The organism is Streptomyces sp. NPDC055287, assembly GCF_053646035.1.
Map to the genome: position 1 here is coordinate 64,838 of NZ_JBSHNE010000001.1, position 19,075 is coordinate 83,912.

Here is a 19,075-nt window from a genome sequence, read left to right on the forward strand (position 1 = left end):
TGGTACGTACGGGGGACGCGGGGGCGGCGTTCTGCCCTGACGGGCACGGACGTACGTACAACTGCGAGCGACGCACGCTTCACCGCGGGAGGACCAACAGACGTGGCCGTGACCGAACCTGCAGCTGCGGTGCTGAGCGCCGCGCACGAGGGGATCCTGCGGCGCCAGTCGCTGCGCGAATCCTCAGCCCGCACCTATGCGCGGTCGCTGCCCATCGTCCCCGTACGCGCGCGGGGGCTCACGATCGAGGGCGCCGACGGGCGGCGCTACCTCGACTGTCTGTCGGGCGCCGGGACGCTGGCGCTCGGTCACAACCACCCCGTGGTCCTGGAAGCCATCAAGAAGGTCCTCGACTCCGGGGCACCGCTCCATGTGCTGGACCTCGCGACCCCCGTCAAGGACGCGTTCATCACTGAGCTGTTCGCGACGCTCCCGCGCGGGCTCGCCGACAACGCGCGGGTGCAGTTCTGCGGCCCGGCCGGTACGGACGCGGTCGAGGCCGCGCTCAAGCTCGTCCGCACGGCCACCGGGCGCAGCGGACTGCTGGCCTTCACCGGGGCGTACCACGGCATGACCGCGGGTGCCCTCGACGCCTCGGGCGGCGCGCCGGACGTACGGGTGACGCGCCTGGCCTACCCGTACGACTACCGGTGCCCCTTCGGTGTCGGCGGCGAACGCGGCGCCGAACTCTCCGCCCGCTGGACCGAGAACCTCCTCGACGACCCCAAGAGCGGGGTGGCGTCGCCCGCCGGGATGATCCTCGAACCGGTGCAGGGGGAGGGCGGGGTGATCCCCGCACCCGACGACTGGATGCGGCGGATGCGCCGGATCACGGCGGACCGATCCATTCCGCTGATCGCCGACGAGGTGCAGACCGGCGTCGGCAGGACCGGCACCTTCTGGGCGGTCGAACACAGCGGCATCGTGCCCGATGTGATGGTCCTGTCCAAGGCCATCGGCGGCAGCCTCCCGCTGGCCGTGGTGGTCTACCGGGCCGACCTCGACGCCTGGGAGCCGGGCGCGCACGCCGGCACGTTCCGCGGCAATCAGCTCGCCATGGCGGCGGGTGCCGCCACGTTGGCGTACGTACGCGAGAACCGGCTCGCCGAGCGCGCCGCCGTACTCGGCGCGCGGATGATGGGTCAGTTGCAGGGGCTGGCCGCCGGTCACCCCTGCATCGGCAACGTACGCGGCCGGGGGCTGATGATCGGCGTGGAACTCGTGGACCCCGACGCCGACAGCCGTACGTCGACGGGCGTTCCCCCGCCTGCGCCCGCTCTGGCCGCCGCCGTCCAGCAGGAGTGCCTGGAGCGCGGACTCATCGTCGAGCTCGGCGGGCGTCACTCCGCCGTCGTACGTCTGCTGCCTCCACTCACTCTCACCGATGAACAGGCCACGGCGGTCCTCGACCGTCTGGCCGACGCCCTGTCGGCCGCCGAACGCTCTCCGTACTCCCGGCAATCGGCCGGGCCCTCGCACTGACCCCGGACCTCGTCCCCAAGGAAGACCCTCCGTGAATCCCACTCCCGCATCCGATGCGTCCGAGGCCGAAGACCGTCCCACCGCCCACGACCGGGGACAGGGCGGTACACACGGCCGCCTCGTCGTCGACGAGGCCAAGGTGCCCCGGCAGAAGGGCAGCGGCGCCCATGGGGAGCCGCGCACGCCGGGACCGGGTGCCTGCCCGCAGACAGCGGGCGCGGATCCCGGCGCCGTCCCGGACCTGCTCGACCACCCCGATCCCCGTACGGCGGCGGAAGCGGCCGCCGTCGAGAACCTGCTGCGCTGCTGGGTCCGGGAGAGCGACCTCGCCCAGCCCCTGGGGCCGACCCTCCGCATCCCGCTCGACGCCAGCGGCACCGCGCTCCTCGTCCCCGTCCGCTACTGGTCGGCCACCGGATGGCACCGCTTCGGCATGCCCGCCCTGGAAGGCGGGCCGCAGGGCGCGCCGCCCGCCGACGCCGTCACGGTCGCCGCGCTCCTCGGCCGGGAGGCGGGGCAGCGTGAAGGAGCGGACATGGTCGGGCGGGTCGCCGACTCCGTCCGGCGCACCGCGCGGTTCATCACCGAGCGGCGCAGGTACCCCGGCCCCGCCCAAGAGGCGGACCTGTTCCTCAGCGCGGAACAGTCCCTTCTCCTCGGGCATCCGCTGCACCCCACGCCCAAGAGCCGCGAGGGACTCTCCGAGGCCGAAGCGCTCCTTTACTCACCCGAGTTGCACGGCTGCTTCCCGCTGCACTGGATGGCTGCCGACCGGTCCGTACTGGCCGGGGATTCGGCCTGGACGGAACGCGGCCGCACCGTCTCCGTCGAGCAGCTTGTCGTCCGGCTGGCCGACGGACTCCGTCTGCCCGACCACACCGTTCCTCTGCCGCTGCACCCGTGGCAGGCCCGCGAGCTCAAGCACCGGCCTGCCGTCGCGGCGCTCCTGGATCAGGGCCTCCTCCACGACCTCGGCCCTCACGGCGCTCCGTGGCACCCCACCTCCTCCGTCCGTACCGTGCACCGTCCCGGTTCGCCCGCCATGCTCAAGCTGTCGCTCGGCGTACGCATCACCAACTCCCGTCGGGAAAACCTCCGCAAGGAACTCCACCGCGGCGTCGAGGTCCACCGGCTGCTGCGCGGCGGGCTCGCCGAGGAATGGCAGTCCGCCCACCCCGGCTTCGACATCGTCCGCGACCCGGCATGGCTCGCCGTGAACACGACGGACGGCCAGCCGGTCCCCGGTCTCGACGCCCTGCTGCGCCACAACCCGTTCGGCCCCGGCGACGACGCCGTCTGCATCGCAGGCCTCACCGCCCCACGTCCCTGGCCCGGTCGCACCGGCATGCGCTCCCGCCTCGCCGATGTCGTCGCCCGGCTCGCCGCACGGACCGGCCGGCCCACCGGAGCCGTCGCCGCCGAGTGGTTCCTGCGCTACCTCGACCACGTCGTACGCCCGGTGCTCTGGCTGGACGGCACGGCAGGCGTCGCGCTGGAAGCCCATCAGCAGAACACCCTGGTCCTCCTCGACCCCGACGGCTGGCCTGTCGGCGGCCGCTACCGCGACAACCAGGGCTACTACTTCCGCGAATCCCACCGCGACCGGCTCGAGCGCCGGCTTCCCGGCATCGGCGCGACCAGCGACACCTTCGTCACCGACGCCGTGACCGACGAACGCTTCGCCTACTACCTCGCCATCAACAACGTCTTCGGCCTGATCGGAGCATTCGGTGCCCAGCGGCTCGCCGACGAACGCGTCCTGATCGCGGCCTTCCGCCAGTTCCTGGGGAAGAACACCGGCCTCGGTTCCCCGCTGCCCGCACAGCTGTTGGAGACCCCGAGCCTGCGCTGCAAGGCCAACCTCCTCACCCGGCTGCACGGCCTCGACGAGCTCGAAGGCCCGGTCGACACCCAGTCCGTCTACGTCACCATCGCCAACCCCCTCCGTACCTGAAGGCACGTGCCCACCCGAACTGCTGAGAGGAGCGTCGCCGTGCCTCCCACCGATGCGAGCACCGACGCAGGAACCAACTCCGCTCCCCGCGCCGGATCCAGCACCGAGGACACCCTCGATCTGCGGCTGACCGACGAGCTCGTCGCGCTGCTCGGTGACGACTCGCCGGCGGCCGCCCCCGGGCCCGTCGGCGGCGGCCTCCTCGACGCCCCCGCCGACTGGGGACCCTTCAGCACCTCCGCCGGCCTCTTCCAGCTCGTTCCCGTACGCATCGAGCGCGACGTGCCGCTCGTCAGCCGGTGGATGAACGATCCGGCCGTCGCCGCGTTCTGGGAACTCGCAGGCCCGGAGGACGTCACCGCCGACCATCTGCGCACCCAGCTCGACGGTGACGGCCGCAGCGCGCCCTGCCTCGGCGTACTGGCCGGCGTACCCATGAGCTACTGGGAGATCTACCGCGCCGACCTCGACCCGCTGGCCCGCCACTACCCGGCCCGCCCGAACGACACCGGCATTCACCTCCTCGTCGGTGGCGTCGCCGACCGTGGCCGCGGCCTCGGCACCACCCTCCTCAGAGCCGTGGCCGACGTCGTACTCGACCATCGTCCCGCCTGTGCACGTGTCGTCGCCGAACCAGCACTGCGCAACACCCCCTCCGTGTCAGCCTTCCTCGGGGCCGGCTTCCGCTTCTCCGCGGAACTCGACCTCCCCGACAAGCGAGCCGCGCTCATGGTCCGCGACCGCGCCCTGCGAAACCAGCTGTGAACGACCCGCTACTTCTCATACACCGCTCGCCCCGAATGGGTTCCACCCGAGGAGTCCCCGTGCCGAAGCCCGCCGTCGCCCATGACTTCGAGGACTCGCTCCCGCTGCTCGCCCCGCCCGAGCTGAAGCCGGGCACCTGGGAGCCGGCCGCTCGCCGCCTCCTCGCCAAGATGCTCGGCGAGTTCGCGTACGAGGAGATCATCGAGCCAGTCCCGCAGCCCGCCAGTGACCGTCACACGCTCACGCTCGACGACGGCGGCACCCTCTCCTTCCGCGGGCAGCGCGGCGCCTACGGCAGCTGGCGCGTGAACCCCGACACGATCGAACTCCGCGAGCCCGACGAAGCTGCGGCAGCAGAGGCTGATCCGGACGCCGACGCGGCAGCCCGTGCCGACGCGGCAGCCGACGTCGAAGCGGAAGCCGGTGCCGACGCCCGTGCGGGCGGGGATGCCCGCGCCGGAGGCCGGCCCTTCGGCGACCCCCTCCGCTTCCTGGTCCTCGCCCGCCGCCTTCTCGCGCTCGACGGCGCCACCCTCGGCCACCTCATCCGAGAGCTGAGCGCCACCCTGGCCGCCGACGCCCGCCTCGACCACACCGCCATCTCCGCCGCGCGCCTTGCGGACCTCGGATACGCGGAACTCGAAGGACACCAGACCGGCCACCCCTGGCTCGTCCTCAACAAGGGCCGCCTCGGCTTCTCCGCCACCGACACCGCCCGCTGGGCCCCCGAAGCCCGTACACCGGCCGCCCTCCCCTGGATCGCGGTCAGCACGGACATCGCCGGCTACCGAGGGGTCCCCTTACTCGCCACGCCCGAGCGGCTCTACGCACGTGAACTCGACGTTGACACCCGTGAGTCGTTCGCCGCAGTGCTCCGCGCCCGCGGCCTGGACCCCGAGCGGTACCTCTACCTGCCCGTGCACCCGTGGCAATGGGAGGAGGTGGTCCTGCCGCTCTTCGCACCCGCCGTAGCCCATGGCGCCATCGTGCCGCTCCCCAGCGACGGCGACGTACGGCTGCCTCAGCAGTCCATCCGTACGTTCCTCAATACGAGCCGTCCCGACCGGCACACGGTCAAGCTGCCGCTCGCCGTCCTCAACACGCTGGTCTGGCGGGGACTGCCCACCGAGCGCACGCTGGCAGCGCCGGCCGTCACCGCCTGGGTGCACGCACTGCGGGACGCCGACCCCTTCCTGCGCGACGAGTGCGGCGTGATCCTCCTGGGGGAGGTCGCCTCCGTCGCCGTCGAGCACCCCCTGTACGACGGCCTCCCGGAGGTCCCGTACCAGTACAAGGAGTTGCTGGGCGCCATCTGGCGCGAGCCGCTCACCGGCCGGCTGGCGCCGGGAGAGCGCGCCCGCACGCTGGCTTCCCTGCTCCACACGGACCCCGAGGGGCGCGCTTTCACGGCGGAGCTCGTGGCCCGCTCCGGTCTGCCGCCCGCCGTATGGCTCCGGCGCCTCTTCGCCGCGATGCTGCCCCCGCTGCTGCACTTCCTGTACCGCTACGGCACTGTCTTCTCCCCGCACGGCGAGAACGCCATCGTCGTCTTCGACGAACACGACATTCCGGTCCGCCTGGCGATCAAGGACTTCGTGGACGACGTGAACGTGAGCGCGCAGCCGCTGCCCGAGCACGACTCCATGCCCGACGACGTGCGCGAGGTTCTGCTGACCGAGCCTCCCGCCTTCCTCACACAGTTCATCCATTCCGGCCTGTTCGTCGGCGTGTTCCGCTATCTGGCGCCTCTGTGCGAAGAACAACTGAACGTTCCCGAGAACGAATTCTGGTCACTCGTACGGGCTGAAATTCTGCGGCACCAGGCCCGCTTCCCCGAGCTCAAGGACCGGTACGAGATTTTTGATCTTCTCACCCCGCAAATCGAGCGCCTCTGTCTGAACCGCAATCGTCTGCACCTCGATGGCTATCGCGACCGCCCCAACCGCCCGCACGCGGCAGTGCACGGCACCGTCCCGAACCCCCTCCACCTGTCCTGATGCGCTCGCCGCGGTGACCCGGGTTGTCAGTGGTGCCCCGTAGGCTGGACGGGCTATGACGAAGCCCTCACTCCCCGAGCTCCTCCATGCCGCCGTCACCGCCGTCGGCGGCACGGAGCGGCCCGGCCAGGTCGCCATGACCGAGGCCGTGGCCGGAGCCATCGACGACAATGCCCACCTGCTCGTCCAGGCCGGCACCGGTACCGGAAAGTCCCTCGGCTATCTGGTGCCGGCCCTGGCGCACGGCGAGCGCGTCGTCGTGGCGACGGCGACCCTGGCCCTGCAGCGCCAGCTCGTGGAGCGTGATCTTCCGCGTACGGTCGAGGCGCTCCATCCGCTACTGCGCCGGCGCCCCGAGTTCGCCATGCTCAAGGGGCGGTCGAACTACCTCTGCCTGCACCGGCTGCACGAGGGCGTGCCGCAGGAAGAGGAGGACGGGCTCTTCGACCAGTTCGAAGCCGCCGCTCCGACCAGCAAGCTGGGCCAGGACCTGCTCCGTATGCGCGACTGGGCGGACGAGACCGAGACGGGCGACCGCGACGACCTCACGCCCGGTGTCTCCGACCGCGCCTGGGGGCAGGTCTCCGTCTCCTCCCGCGAGTGTCTCGGCGCGTCGAAATGCGCGTACGGAGCGGAATGCTTCGCGGAGGCCGCCCGCGAGCGCGCCAAGCTCGCCGATGTCGTCGTGACCAACCATGCCCTCCTCGCCATCGACGCCATTGAGGGCGCCCCCGTGCTCCCGCAGCACGAGGTGCTGATCGTCGACGAGGCGCACGAACTGGTCTCGCGGGTGACGGGCGTCGCGACCGGGGAGCTCAGCCCCGGACAGGTCAACAGGGCGGTCCGCCGCGCTGCGAAGCTGGTGAACGAGAAGGCCGCCGACGCCCTCCAGACGGCCGCGGAGTCCTTCGAGCGGCTGATGGAGCTCGCGCTTCCAGGACGTCTCGAAGAGCTCCCCGAGGATCTTGGGTACGCCCTCATGGCGTTGCGTGACGCCGCCCGAAATGTCATCTCGGCCATCGGCTCGACCCGTGACAAGTCCGTCCAGGACGAGGACGCGGTGCGTAAGCAGGCGCTCGCGGCCGTCGAGAGCATCCACGGTGTCGCGGAGCGCATCGCCAACGGTTCCGAGTACGACGTCGTCTGGTTCGAACGGCACGACCGGTACGGCGCCTCCCTGCGGGTGGCGCCGCTCTCCGTGTCCGGGCTGCTGCGCGAGAAGCTCTTCAGCGACCGTTCCGTCGTTCTGACCTCGGCCACGCTCAGGCTCGGCGGAGACTTCAACGGCGTCGGTGCCTCGCTCGGCCTGTCGCCCGAGGGGACCGAGGGGGAGGGCATCCCGGTCTGGAAGGGCCTGGACGTGGGCTCGCCCTTCGACTACCCGAAGCAGGGAATCCTGTACGTCGCCCGCCAGCTGGCCACGCCGGGCCGTGAGGGTTCGCGTGGCGACATGATGGACGAACTCGCCGAACTGATCGAGGCCGCGGGAGGCCGCACGCTCGGCCTTTTCTCATCGATGCGGGCGGCGAAGGCGGCGGCCGAGGAGCTGCGTGGCCGGCTCGGCATGCCGATCCTGCTCCAGGGCGAGGAAACACTCGGCGAGCTGATCAAATCCTTCGCGGCCGACCCGGAGACGTGTCTCTTCGGCACGCTGTCCCTCTGGCAGGGCGTCGACGTGCCGGGTCCGAGCTGCCAGCTCGTCGTCATGGACCGGATCCCCTTCCCCCGGCCCGACGACCCGTTGATGAGCGCCCGGCAGAAGGCGGTCGAGGAGGCCGGCGGCAACGGCTTCATGGCCGTGGCGGCCACGCATGCGGCTCTCCTGATGGCCCAGGGCGCGGGACGGCTCGTACGGGCCATGGGGGACCGCGGCGTCGTCGCCGTACTCGACCCGAGGCTGGCGAATGCCCGCTACGGCAGCTACCTGCGGGCGTCCCTGCCCGACTTCTGGTACACCACGGACCGTAATCAGGCACGTCGCTCGCTCGCCGCGATCAACGCCGCGGCGCAGACCGAAGGGCAGTAGGGCAGCTCGGCCGCGGAAAGCAGCGGGCCCCCGGAACCGGCGCAGTGGGTTCCAGGGGCCCGGTCTTTGACCGCGGGTGTCACACCCGCCGGAGCACCGCCACGACCTTGCCGAGAATGGTCGCCTCGTCGCCGGGGATCGGCTGGTAGGCGGCGTTGTGCGGGAGCAGCCACACGTGGCCGTCCTCGCGCTTGAACCGCTTCACCGTGGCTTCGCCGTCCAGCATCGCGGCCACGATGTCGCCGTTCTCGGCTACGGGCTGGCGGCGTACCGTCACCCAGTCGCCGTCGCAGATCGCCGCCTCGATCATCGAGTCACCGACGACCTTGAGGACGAACAGCTCACCGTCTCCCACCAGCTGCCGGGGCAGCGGAAAGACGTCCTCCACCGATTCCTCGGCGAGGATCGGGCCGCCGGCCGCGATCCGGCCGACGAGCGGGACGTAGGACGCGGCGGGCTTGCCGGCCGTGTCGGTGGGCTGGGTGCTCGGCTGGTCCGAGCCCCGCACCTCGTATGCCCGGGGGCGGTGCGGGTCGCGGCGCAGGAAGCCCTTGCGCTCGAGGGCCATGAGCTGATGGGCCACGGAAGAGGTACTGGAGAGGCCCACCGCCTGACCGATTTCGCGCATGGACGGCGGGTATCCTCGCCGCTGCACCGAGTCCCTGATGACCTCGATGACACGTCGTTGCCGATCGGTGAGGCCGGAGCTGTCCGCCCGGATTCCTGGAGGCCGGCCGGGCAGCGAGCGTGAGGGCTTGGGGCCCTCGGGGTTTGTGGCTGCTTCATTCATGGCATGCACCGGCTCGAGTCGGCTCTGGGATCGGTCCTGGGCAGTGATAGTTGCACTGTCAGCGGTGGTGGTCACGTCGGCCCCTCTCGAGATGTTCTCTCTCCCTGGTTGGACAACGGTAGTTGCTTTCGAAAGGTTGCGCCAAACACACGTTCGAGTGAAAAAGCGCGGAATGCCTTTCTCGAACGCACAGCGGGGTGTATGAGGGGCCGTTTTGAGCCGAATGGCAATTCGGGCCATTACGGTAACCTTCGCGGCCGGGCGGGTCGGTGGCGGGGGGCCGTCAGCGTGTCGCCCGCGCGCAGAGCGCGTACGGGGGCGCCATGGGCGCCGCGACACGCGCGAAGTGCAAAAAATGCGCCCAGACCCTAGATCTAGTAGTCGCATGGCTACAGCCACCCACAAGTTGTGGTCCAAGTGGGTCCCCGGTCCGTCGAGAGCCCTCCCATCACCTATGCTGGTGGCTGCTTCGAAGGGCCCCTGGTGGGGCCGCCGAGGCTATTCAGTCGTGCCGTGAGGGAGGGTTGGGATCCATGCACTGCCCCTTCTGCAGGCACCCCGACAGTCGTGTCGTCGACAGTCGCACCACCGACGACGGAACGTCGATTCGCAGGCGCCGTCAGTGCCCCGACTGCTCCCGCCGTTTCACCACGGTGGAGACCGCCTCACTGATGGTGATCAAGCGCAGCGGTGTCACAGAACCCTTCAGCCGCACCAAGGTCATCTCCGGCGTGCGCAAGGCGTGCCAGGGGCGGCCGGTCACCGAGGACGCCCTCGCCAAGCTCGGCCAGCGGGTCGAAGAGGCGGTGCGCGCCACCGGCAGCGCCGAGCTGACCACCCACGACGTGGGGCTGGCCATACTCGGCCCGTTGCAGGAACTCGATCTTGTCGCGTACCTGCGCTTCGCGTCCGTGTACCGGGCGTTCGATTCGCTCGAAGACTTTGAGGCCGCCATCGCGGAGCTCCGCGAAGAGCGGCCGCCCGCAAGTGATTGTGGCTGCGGGCCCGGCGTGGCCCCTGAGGTCCCCGCGCCCGCCGCTGCCGCCGACTGACCGGCCGGCGGAAGAACCAGACCTGCTCCGGCCGCTGTTTGCGGCGTCCGGAACATCAGACACACAGCGTGCCCCGGGAAGAACTGGGCACGTCAGAGCGTTTTTGTACGTATATGGGAGGCGGCATGACAGAGACGGCGAGCGGCCCGGCACGAGGTTCCCGCACCAAGGGATCCAAAGCGGCTGTGGCTCGACAGGGCTTGCGCATCGAGCGCATCCACACCACGCCCGGCGTGCACCCGTACGACGAGGTGGTCTGGGAGCGTCGTGACGTCGTCATGACCAATTGGCGCGACGGCTCGGTCAATTTCGAGCAGCGTGGCGTCGAGTTCCCCGACTTCTGGTCGGTGAACGCGGTCAACATCGTCACCAGCAAGTATTTCCGTGGGGCTGTCGGTACGCCTCAGCGCGAGACCGGTCTGCGGCAGCTGATCGACCGGATCGTGAAGACGTACCGGAAGGCCGGCGAGGACTACAACTACTTCGCCTCTCCCGCTGACGCCGAGATCTTCGAGCACGAGCTGGCGTACGCCCTCCTGCACCAGGTCTTCAGCTTCAACTCGCCGGTCTGGTTCAACGTCGGTACGCCGCAGCCGCAGCAGGTCTCCGCCTGCTTCATCCTGGCCGTCGACGACTCCATGGAGTCGATCCTCGACTGGTACAAGGAAGAGGGCATGATCTTCAAGGGCGGCTCCGGCGCCGGCCTGAACCTCTCCCGTATCCGCTCTTCCAAGGAGCTCCTCTCTTCCGGCGGCAACGCCTCCGGTCCGGTCTCGTTCATGCGCGGCGCCGACGCGTCCGCAGGAACGATCAAGTCGGGCGGCGCCACGCGCCGCGCGGCCAAGATGGTCGTTCTCGACGTCGATCACCCCGACATCGAGGACTTCATCGAGACCAAGGTCAAGGAGGAGGAGAAGATCCGCGCCCTGCGCGACGCGGGCTTCGACATGGACCTGGGCGGCGACGACATCGCGTCTGTCCAGTACCAGAACGCCAACAACTCGGTCCGCGTGAACGACGAGTTCATGAACGCGGTCGAGACCGGCGGCAAGTTCGGTCTTCGCGCCCGCATGACGGGTGAGGTCATCGAGGAGGTCGACGCCAAGTCGCTCTTCCGCAAGATGGCCGAAGCCGCCTGGGCCTGCGCAGACCCCGGCATCCAGTACGACGACACCATCAACAACTGGCACACCTGCCCCGAGTCCGGCCGGATCACTGCGTCGAACCCGTGCAGCGAGTACATGCACCTGGACAACACCTCGTGCAACCTGGCCTCGCTGAACTTGATGAAGTTCCTCAAGGACGACGGCAAGGGCAACCAGTCCTTCGAGTCCGAGCGCTTCGCCAAGGTCGTCGAGCTGGTCATCACCGCGATGGACATCTCCATCTGCTTCGCGGACTTCCCGACGCAGAAGATCGGTGAGAACACCCGCGCCTTCCGTCAGCTGGGCATCGGTTACGCGAACCTCGGCGCGCTGCTCATGGCGACCGGCCACGCGTACGACAGCGACGGCGGCCGTTCGCTCGCCGGCGCCATCACCTCGCTGATGACGGGGACGTCGTACAAGCGCTCCGCCGAGCTGGCCGCGGTCGTCGGTCCGTACGACGGCTACGCCCGCAACGCCGAGCCCCACAAGCGCGTCATGAAGCAGCACTCCGACGCCAACGCCATCGCACCGCGCGTGGACGACCTGGATTCGCCGATCTGGGCGGCTGCCACGGAGTCCTGGCAGGACGTGCTCCGCCTCGGCGAGAAGAACGGCTTCCGCAACGCACAGGCCTCGGTCATCGCGCCCACCGGCACCATCGGTCTCGCGATGTCCTGCGACACCACCGGCCTCGAGCCCGACCTCGCGCTGGTCAAGTTCAAGAAGCTGGTCGGCGGCGGCTCGATGCAGATCGTCAACGGCACGGTGCCGCAGGCGCTGCGTCGTATGGGCTACCAGGAGGAGCAGATCGAGGCGATCGTCGCCCACATCGCCGATCACGGCAATGTGATCGACGCTCCCGGTCTGAAGCAGGAGCACTACGAGGTCTTCGATTGCGCGATGGGTGAGCGTTCCATCTCCGCGATGGGCCACGTCCGCATGATGGCGGCCATCCAGCCGTGGATCTCCGGCGCGCTCTCCAAGACGGTGAACCTGCCGGAGACGGCCACCGTCGAGGACGTCGAAGAGGTCTACTTCGAGGCGTGGAAGATGGGCGTCAAGGCGCTCGCGATCTACCGCGACAACTGCAAGGTCGGTCAGCCCCTCTCCGCCAAGACGAAGGACGTCAAGGCCGAGGTCACGGCGAAGACCGAGGAAACGATCCGTGCCGCGGTCGAGAAGGTCGTCGAGTACCGCCCGGTGCGAAAGCGTCTCCCGAAGGGCCGCCCGGGGATCACCACCTCCTTCACGGTGGGTGGGGCCGAGGGTTACATGACCGCCAATTCCTACCCGGACGACGGTCTCGGTGAGGTCTTCCTGAAGATGTCCAAGCAGGGCTCGACCCTCGCGGGCATGATGGACGCCTTCTCGATCGCCGTCTCGGTCGGTCTGCAGTACGGCGTTCCGCTGGAGACGTACGTCTCCAAGTTCACGAACATGCGTTTCGAGCCGGCCGGCATGACGGACGACCCGGACGTGCGGATGGCGCAGTCGATCGTCGACTACATCTTCCGCCGCCTGGCGCTGGACTTCCTGCCCTTCGAGACCCGTTCGGCGCTCGGCATCCACTCGGCCGACGAGCGCCAGCGTCACCTGGAGACCGGTTCGTACGAGCCGTCGATGGAGGACGCCGACGTCGACATCGACGTGGAGGGACTGGCCCAGTCCGCTCCGCGCCAGACGGAGACGCCGAAGCCGGTCGCCGCCCCCAAGGTGGAGACCGTCCCGGAGCAGAAGCAGGCGCACACCTCGGCGGAGCTCGTCGAGATGCAGCTCGGCATCAGCGCGGACGCGCCGCTGTGCTTCTCCTGCGGTACGAAGATGCAGCGTGCGGGCAGCTGCTACATCTGCGAGGGCTGCGGCTCGACGAGCGGTTGCAGCTGAACCAGCGGTTGCAGCTGAAAGCGGGCGGAATCACGTGGGATGCAACTTCCGACGTAGCCCGCACAGGTAGCTGACCAGCAGCTCACGAAGGGGACCGGCCTATGGCCGGTCCCCTTCGTGTGAACGCACCTCTGGTCGCCCTCGCCGGCTCCTGCCCGCGCGCCGGTCCTCGAGCGGACAGGCCGATGTCCCACTGCACACCGAGCCAGGCGACCAGACCGGGCGCGAGGCGCGGCCCGAAGGTCGCACCGAGTTGTCGTCATCCGCTCAACCCCCGGCGCGCGCGTGCGGTGCGGACTTCTGGGCGGACTTCCTCGCCAACCCCCCACTGGAGATGCCGCGCCTGACGGGCTTGCCGCCCTTCGGCGGTTCCGGGTGCGGGGCGGTCGCCCCCGTACCCGGCCGCTGTCACGTCGGGTCGATGTCAGGCCGGGCTGCTTCCCATTGATCCGACGAAGGCCTCGGGGTCGGTGTCGAAGCCCCGGAGGGCCTGACGGAATTCCCAGCCGCCCGAGTCCTCTCTCGTGAACTCGGCGATGGTGGCGGCGGTCGAGGCGGACACGCCGGCGAAGCCGCCCTCCGCCAGCACGGTGTAGCCCTCGCGGATACGGAAGCCCGTATTCACTATGTCGCCGAAGGTCATCCTTCCGCCACGCTGCTGGATCGCTACGCCCACCACCACGCGGGCGTACGCGGGTGCCAGCCGGTTGAGCTCCAGGGTCATGGCCTCGTCGAAGCCGAAGCCCTGGCCGTCCCGGCTGTCCCTGTTGAGGGTGATGGTGCCGTCCGGCGAGCGGCTGTCGAAGTGCACGATGTACGCGGGACTGCCGTACGGGTCGCCGGCGGCGTACGTCGCGGCGATGACGTCGAGATCGTGGGCCGGCTTGCCCAGGGGGCTGGGGTCCCACCTGAGCGTTACTTCGACCTTGCCGACCCCTTTGTTGAGACTGCCCACCGGTCTTCCCCTCCCTCGGAACCCGGCCGGATCTCACCGGCGCGAGCTGTGCGAATGTGCACCTGGAACCAGGCTAGCCCCGACCGCCGACAACCCGGGTGGCACCGAGGCCCGTTCCGCTCTGTTGAATCGGCTGAATCGGCGAAAAGCGGATTGATGCGCGGCCTTCCCCCGCTGATCATTGTGAGGCAGGGGTCGTGTGGCCGCTGAACTTCTGGACGGGGTGGGGGAGCAGCATGACGTGGAGCGGTGAAGAGGTCGATCTCGACGCGTACTTGGCACGCATCGGGTACGAGGGCGGGACGGCGCCGACCGCCGGGACGCTGCGGGCGGTGCACCGGGCGCATGTGGCGTCGATTCCGTTCGAGAATCTGGACGTGGCGCTCGGCCGGCCCGTACCCCTGGACCTCAAGAGCGTGCAGGCGAAGCTCGTCGGGCGGCCGCGCGGAGGCTACTGCTACGAGCAGAACTCACTGTTCGCGGCCGTGCTGGAACGCCTGGGTTTCCAGGTCGCGGGGCGCGGTGCCAGGAACCGCACGCGGGGCGCGGTGCTGCCGCCGGTGACGCACGCCATGCTGGTCGCGGAGGTGGACGGTGAACAGTGGCTGGTCGACACGGGGTTCGGGCAGCAGGGCCCCCTGGAGCCGGTTCCGCTTCGTGACGGCGCCGTGGTCGAGCAGGGTGGCTGGACGTTCGGGATACACGTCGAGGACGAAGGGGCGCACGTACTGCGGTCGCTTCGGCCGGAGGGGTGGGTGGACCTCTATGCCTTCGCGCCGCAGACACTCTTTCCTTCCGACTTCACTGTCATGAATCACTACAGCTCGTCGCATCCTCTGTCGAAGTTCGTCGGCCAGGTCGTCGCGCAGCGCACCGGGCCGAGGGAGCGGCACGCGCTCGTACGGGACGAGCTGACGACCGTGCGCACGGATGGTTCCGCCAGCCGTCGGCGCGTGCCCGCAGGAGACCTCGGGCAGGTACTGGGGGAGCTGTTCGGTATCGGGCTGGGCGCTGCGGATGTGGCGCAACTGGGCGTGCTGGCAGGGGGATAGGGCTGAGCCGCACCGTTCGGGGTGAAGTGTGCCGCAGGCGTGACCGGGTGCGCGTTCCTGGCCGTACGATGGCGCGGTGCTGGTCAAGTGGATTCGCTGCACAGTGATCGACCGTCGGGGTTTCGAGCGGGGGCAGCGGAAGTGGGCGGGGCTGCTGGGGGAACCGGGTTTCCGGGGGCAGGGCGGAGGCTGGAGTCGTGAGCGGCCGGGTGTGGCGCACATTTTCTCCTTCTGGGAGAGCCGCGCGTTCTACGACTCGTTCATGGCGCGCTCCCACGACCGGCTCGCGGCTGCCCAGTCCGGTACGTACAAGAACATCCGAATCAGTCTTTTCGACTACCGGTTCGACGTCAAGACGGGGTTTGAACCACGGTTCACGGACGCCGATGTGGTGCGTGTCGCGCACTGCAAGGTGCATGAGGGCCGCGTCGAACATTTCTCGCTGATGCAGGAGAAGGTCTGGAATCCGGCGATGGCCGGGTCGCCGGGCATGCTGCGCGGGGTGTTCGGGGAGGCGCCGGGCAATGAGTTCTTGGTGCTGTCGATGTGGCACTCCGCCGCCGAGCACGGCAAGTACCGCGCCGAGCGGGTGGAGCGGCTTTCCCTGCGCGCGCAGACCGACGCCGATGTGGCGGAACTGGCGGGCGCGGTCGTTCAGCTGGAACCCTCCTGGACGGTGTGATCAGGCCGTACGTGGACGGTGTGATCAGGCTGGACGAACGGTCGTGTACGCACCGGCCCGGGCGGCGGCGACCCGCGGCGGCCGCGCACTGGTCGGCGAGCGCCTCGTCGATCGGCTCCCGCGTGATGTAGAGGCGGAAGAGCAGGGGCGCGGAGACGGCCCGTACGAGGGCTCCCGCGTCTGTGTCGGCGTCCGCTTCGCCCCGGGCGATCGCCCGCTCCACGACCGCTGCCCAGCGGGTGAACCGCTCGGCGTAGAAGGCGTGCAGGGCATCCGCGGCGCGCTCCGACCGGAAGGCCGCCGCGATGAAGGCGGTGGGCGCCGCGGCCGCGGCAGGGTTGCTGAAGGAGTCCGTCACCTCGCGGGCGAGGGCGCGCAGGTCGCCTTCGAGGCTGCCGGTGTCGGGCGGGGCCCAGTCGTCCTCGCCGGCCGGGTCGAGGGCGTCAAGGACGGCAACAAGATGGCGTACGACAGGGCGGGCGGCCGGGTGCAGGCCTTCGGTCTCGGGGCGAGTGCGCAACGCCCGGGAGCGGCTGCGCGGGCTGCGCGAGAGGCCCGTACCGAAACCGCCGCGGCCGCTGCGGTTCACCGCCCGGCCGGCGGCCGGCGCGGCGGAAGGCGAACTCGTCACCTTGAAAGACGTCCGGGTGGGCGCTCGGCTGCGGGTCGGGGAGCTGTGCGTGGCGGCGGGGCAGAAGCTGCTCATCCATGGGGGCAACGGCGCGGGGAAGTCGACGCTGCTGCGGGTGATGGCGGGGGTGACCGAGCCGGACTCCGGATCCGTCACCCCAGGGGCCGCATCGGATACCTCGCTCAGGAGATATCGGTGTACCGGCCGGCGGAGCGCGTCCTGGACGCGTTCGGCCGGGGGCTCGCGCTCGATGAGGACGAGCGGAGGGAACTGCTCCTGTCCTACGGTCTGTTCCGTTCCGACGACCTGTCAGTCCCTGTGGGTGCGCTATCCGCCGGGCAGCGCAGGCGCCTAACCCTCGCCCGGCTGCTGGCGCTCCCCGCCGACCTGTTACTCCTGGACGAGCCGGCCAATCATCTGGCGCTCGGTCTCCTGGAGGAACTGGAGGAGGCGCTCGCGCAGTGGTCCGTCGCGCTGGTGGTCGTCTCCCACGACCGGTTGCTGCGCCGACGATTCAACGGCCGGATACGCTGGATGGAGGCGGGGCGGCTGCCCGGCTGAGCCGCATCCGATCGCACGTTCTAGGGTTTCGGCATGGCACGACCGCGGCGCATCGTTCTCGTCCGGCACGGGGAGTCGGAGGGCAATGCCGACGACTCGGTGTACGAGCGTGAGCCCGATCACGCGCTCAGACTCACCGAAGCCGGACTGCGCCAGGCGCGGGAGGCCGGTGCGCGATTGCGTGAGCTCTTCGGCGAGGAGCGGGTCAGCGCCTACGTCTCGCCGTACCGCCGCACGCACGAGACCTTCGCCGCCTTCGGGCTCGACCCGGAACGGGTGCGGGTGCGGGAGGAGCCGCGGCTGCGCGAGCAGGACTGGGGAAACTGGCAGGACAGGGACGACGTACGGCTGCAGAAGGCCTACCGGGACGCGTACGGGCACTTCTTCTACCGCTTTGCCCAGGGCGAATCCGGGGCCGATGTGTACGACCGGGTCGGCGCCTTCCTGGAGAGCCTGCACCGGAGCTTCGAGGCGCCCGACCATCCGCCGAACGTGCTTCTCGTCACCCACGGCCTGACCATGCGACTGTTCTGCATGCGCTGGTTCCACTGGACGGTGGCGGACTTCGAGTCGCTGTGCAATCCGGGCAACGGCGAAATGCGGTCGCTGCTGCTGGGGAAGGACGGCCGCTACACCCTTGACCGGCCGTTCGAGCGCTGGCGGGCTGCCGAGCCGTACGGCTGTCCGGATAGAGTGGCGGAGCGATGACCGCTGACTCCTCCACCGTCCGGCGCTTCGAACGCGCCCTGGCCAGCCTGCGTGGGCTGTCCCTGGGAGACGCCCTGGGCTCCCAGTTCTTTGTGCCCGTGAACTATCCGCTGCTCAAAAGGCGCGAGCTGCCGCCCGCTCCCTGGCAGTGGACCGACGACACCGAGATGGCCTGCTCGGTCCTGGCCGTGCTCGCCGAACACAGCCGTATCGACCAGGACGCACTGGCGCGGTCCTTCGCCGATCACCACGACTTCGACCGCGGCTACGGCCCCGCCGTCAACCGGATGCTCCGCCTGATCCGGGAGGGCGGCGACTGGCGGGAACTCGCGGCCGCGCTCTTCAATGGCCAGGGCTCCTGGGGCAACGGCGCGGCGATGCGCATCGCGCCGCTGGGCGCCTGGTACGCGGACGACCCCGAGCAGGCCACTCACCAGGCCGAGATCTCGGCGTACGTCACGCATCAGCACCGTGAGGCCGTCGTCGGAGCCATGGCCGTTGCCGCTGCCGCCGCGCTCGCCGCCGATCCGGCCGGGCCGCCGACCCCCACCGCCCTGCTGGACGGCGTGATCGCGCTGGTACCGCGCAGTGCCGTGGGCGCCGGACTCCGCCGGGCCCGCGACATGCTGGACTACGGCGACGCCGGGACAGTGGCCGCAGTGCTGGGCTGTGGACGCCGTACGAGTGCGCACGACACCGTGCCGTTCGCTCTCTGGTCTGCCGCCCGATCGCTCGGCGACTTCGAGCAGGGCTTCTGGGTCACCGCGCAGGTGGGCGGCGACGTGGACACGACCTGCGCGATCTTCGGCGGAGTCGTCGCCGCGGGGAAGGCCGGTGCGCCGCCGGCCGCCTGGCTGGAGCAGACCGAAGAGCTGCCTGAATGGACTCCGGCCCAGGCGGTCTGACGCCGACGCCTGCCCGGCGTCGGCTGCGCGTCGCGCCGGTAGCGCGCCTCCTCGCGCGGCCCGGCCTCGCGCCGGCCGCGCGCCTGGCGTTGCCCTCCCCCATGCGCGGGCGGCACGCCTGGCCTAGGGCTGCCCCTCGTGACAGCCGGAGTCAGACGGCGTCTGCCGTCGGCCTCGCGGCTGCTGTTCGGCCCGAGCTGGGCCTCACCCCGGGCCTTACGCCGCGCGCCCAAAGCTGACCGCGCCTGATGCGGGGCTGCCGCCGCACGTTGGCCGCGCGCGTGAGGTAGGCCGTCGCGCGACGCAGGCCCTCGCCGGGCGTCGGCCTCCTCATGAGGTCCACCGCTGCCCGGCACCGCCTTCTGCGTGAAGCCGCGCCCGCCCGGCGCGGAGTGCCTTCGGGGCGCCGGCCTGTCGCCGGACGCGTTGGTTCCGTAACTGTCACGGTCCTGCCACAGCACGCTTCTGGCAGCGCCATGACAG

General features: G+C 70.1%; 13 protein-coding genes and 2 pseudogenes. 12 read left to right on the top strand and 3 right to left on the bottom strand.

Annotated features, from left to right (window positions below; translation table 11 throughout):
- The first annotated feature begins 102 nt into the window (after positions 1–102).
- From ACWIHY_RS00285 to ACWIHY_RS00305, 5 genes are read left to right on the top strand one after another with little or no spacing between them, the layout of a single operon-like run.
- A complete protein-coding gene (locus ACWIHY_RS00285; RefSeq protein WP_454373301.1) occupies positions 103–1,482 on the top strand; it encodes a diaminobutyrate--2-oxoglutarate transaminase in 1,380 nt (459 codons plus the stop codon).
- A gap of 31 nt (positions 1,483–1,513) precedes the next feature.
- Positions 1,514–3,436: an IucA/IucC family protein gene (locus ACWIHY_RS00290; protein WP_454373302.1), complete on the top strand. Its 1,923-nt coding sequence runs from the start codon at positions 1,514–1,516 to the stop codon at positions 3,434–3,436.
- A 39-nt stretch (positions 3,437–3,475) separates the two neighbouring features.
- Positions 3,476–4,201 carry a GNAT family N-acetyltransferase gene (locus ACWIHY_RS00295; protein WP_454373303.1) on the top strand — a complete coding sequence of 242 codons (726 nt, stop codon included), beginning with the start codon at positions 3,476–3,478 and terminating at the stop codon, positions 4,199–4,201.
- A gap of 59 nt (positions 4,202–4,260) precedes the next feature.
- On the top strand, positions 4,261–6,198 hold the full coding sequence (locus tag ACWIHY_RS00300) for an IucA/IucC family protein (protein WP_454373304.1): 1,938 nt from the start codon (positions 4,261–4,263) through the stop codon (positions 6,196–6,198).
- Between the two features lie 55 nt (positions 6,199–6,253).
- The gene (locus ACWIHY_RS00305) at positions 6,254–8,224 is read left to right on the top strand and encodes an ATP-dependent DNA helicase (RefSeq protein ID WP_454373305.1); all 1,971 of its coding nucleotides are present in this window, start codon (positions 6,254–6,256) and stop codon (positions 8,222–8,224) included.
- A 79-nt stretch (positions 8,225–8,303) separates the two neighbouring features.
- Here the strand turns inward: ACWIHY_RS00305 and lexA are convergent, their stop codons facing one another.
- Positions 8,304–9,089, bottom strand: coding sequence for a transcriptional repressor LexA (gene lexA, locus ACWIHY_RS00310; RefSeq protein WP_069926533.1), 786 nt, complete (start codon positions 9,087–9,089; stop codon positions 8,304–8,306).
- 458 nt (positions 9,090–9,547) lie between these two features.
- Here lexA and nrdR point away from each other — a divergent pair, with 458 nt between their 5' ends.
- Both nrdR and ACWIHY_RS00320 read left to right on the top strand, forming a co-directional pair.
- A complete protein-coding gene (nrdR, locus tag ACWIHY_RS00315) occupies positions 9,548–10,066 on the top strand; it encodes a transcriptional regulator NrdR (protein WP_454373306.1) in 519 nt (172 codons plus the stop codon).
- A 125-nt stretch (positions 10,067–10,191) separates the two neighbouring features.
- Positions 10,192–13,098 carry a vitamin B12-dependent ribonucleotide reductase gene (locus ACWIHY_RS00320; protein ID WP_454373307.1) on the top strand — a complete coding sequence of 969 codons (2,907 nt, stop codon included), beginning with the start codon at positions 10,192–10,194 and terminating at the stop codon, positions 13,096–13,098.
- 424 nt (positions 13,099–13,522) lie between these two features.
- Here the strand turns inward: ACWIHY_RS00320 and ACWIHY_RS00325 are convergent, their stop codons facing one another.
- Positions 13,523–14,053 carry a TerD family protein gene (locus tag ACWIHY_RS00325; RefSeq protein ID WP_454373308.1) on the bottom strand — a complete coding sequence of 177 codons (531 nt, stop codon included), beginning with the start codon at positions 14,051–14,053 and terminating at the stop codon, positions 13,523–13,525.
- 236 nt (positions 14,054–14,289) lie between these two features.
- Between ACWIHY_RS00325 and ACWIHY_RS00330 the strand changes: the two genes are divergently transcribed.
- Positions 14,290–15,105, top strand: a complete 816-nt coding sequence (locus tag ACWIHY_RS00330; RefSeq protein WP_454373309.1) for an arylamine N-acetyltransferase family protein — start codon at positions 14,290–14,292, stop codon at positions 15,103–15,105.
- Between the two features lie 76 nt (positions 15,106–15,181).
- A complete protein-coding gene (locus ACWIHY_RS00335; protein WP_454373310.1) occupies positions 15,182–15,787 on the top strand; it encodes a YdbC family protein in 606 nt (201 codons plus the stop codon).
- 24 nt (positions 15,788–15,811) lie between these two features.
- Here the strand turns inward: ACWIHY_RS00335 and ACWIHY_RS00340 are convergent.
- Positions 15,812–16,238 (bottom strand): annotated as a pseudogene (locus ACWIHY_RS00340) (TetR-like C-terminal domain-containing protein); the annotation flags it as partial.
- 229 nt (positions 16,239–16,467) lie between these two features.
- Here ACWIHY_RS00340 and ACWIHY_RS00345 point away from each other — a divergent pair.
- The 3 genes and pseudogenes from ACWIHY_RS00345 (at position 16,468) to ACWIHY_RS00355 (ending at position 18,592) form a co-directional block, all read left to right on the top strand.
- Positions 16,468–16,979 (top strand): annotated as a pseudogene (locus tag ACWIHY_RS00345) (ATP-binding cassette domain-containing protein).
- Positions 16,980–17,012: 33 nt separating this feature from the next.
- Positions 17,013–17,687, top strand: a complete 675-nt coding sequence (locus tag ACWIHY_RS00350) for a histidine phosphatase family protein (RefSeq protein ID WP_454373311.1) — start codon at positions 17,013–17,015, stop codon at positions 17,685–17,687.
- The gene (locus tag ACWIHY_RS00355; RefSeq protein WP_454373312.1) at positions 17,684–18,592 is read left to right on the top strand and encodes an ADP-ribosylglycohydrolase family protein; all 909 of its coding nucleotides are present in this window, start codon (positions 17,684–17,686) and stop codon (positions 18,590–18,592) included. Before ACWIHY_RS00350 ends, ACWIHY_RS00355 begins: the two co-directional genes overlap by 4 nt.
- Positions 18,593–19,075 lie beyond the last annotated feature (483 nt).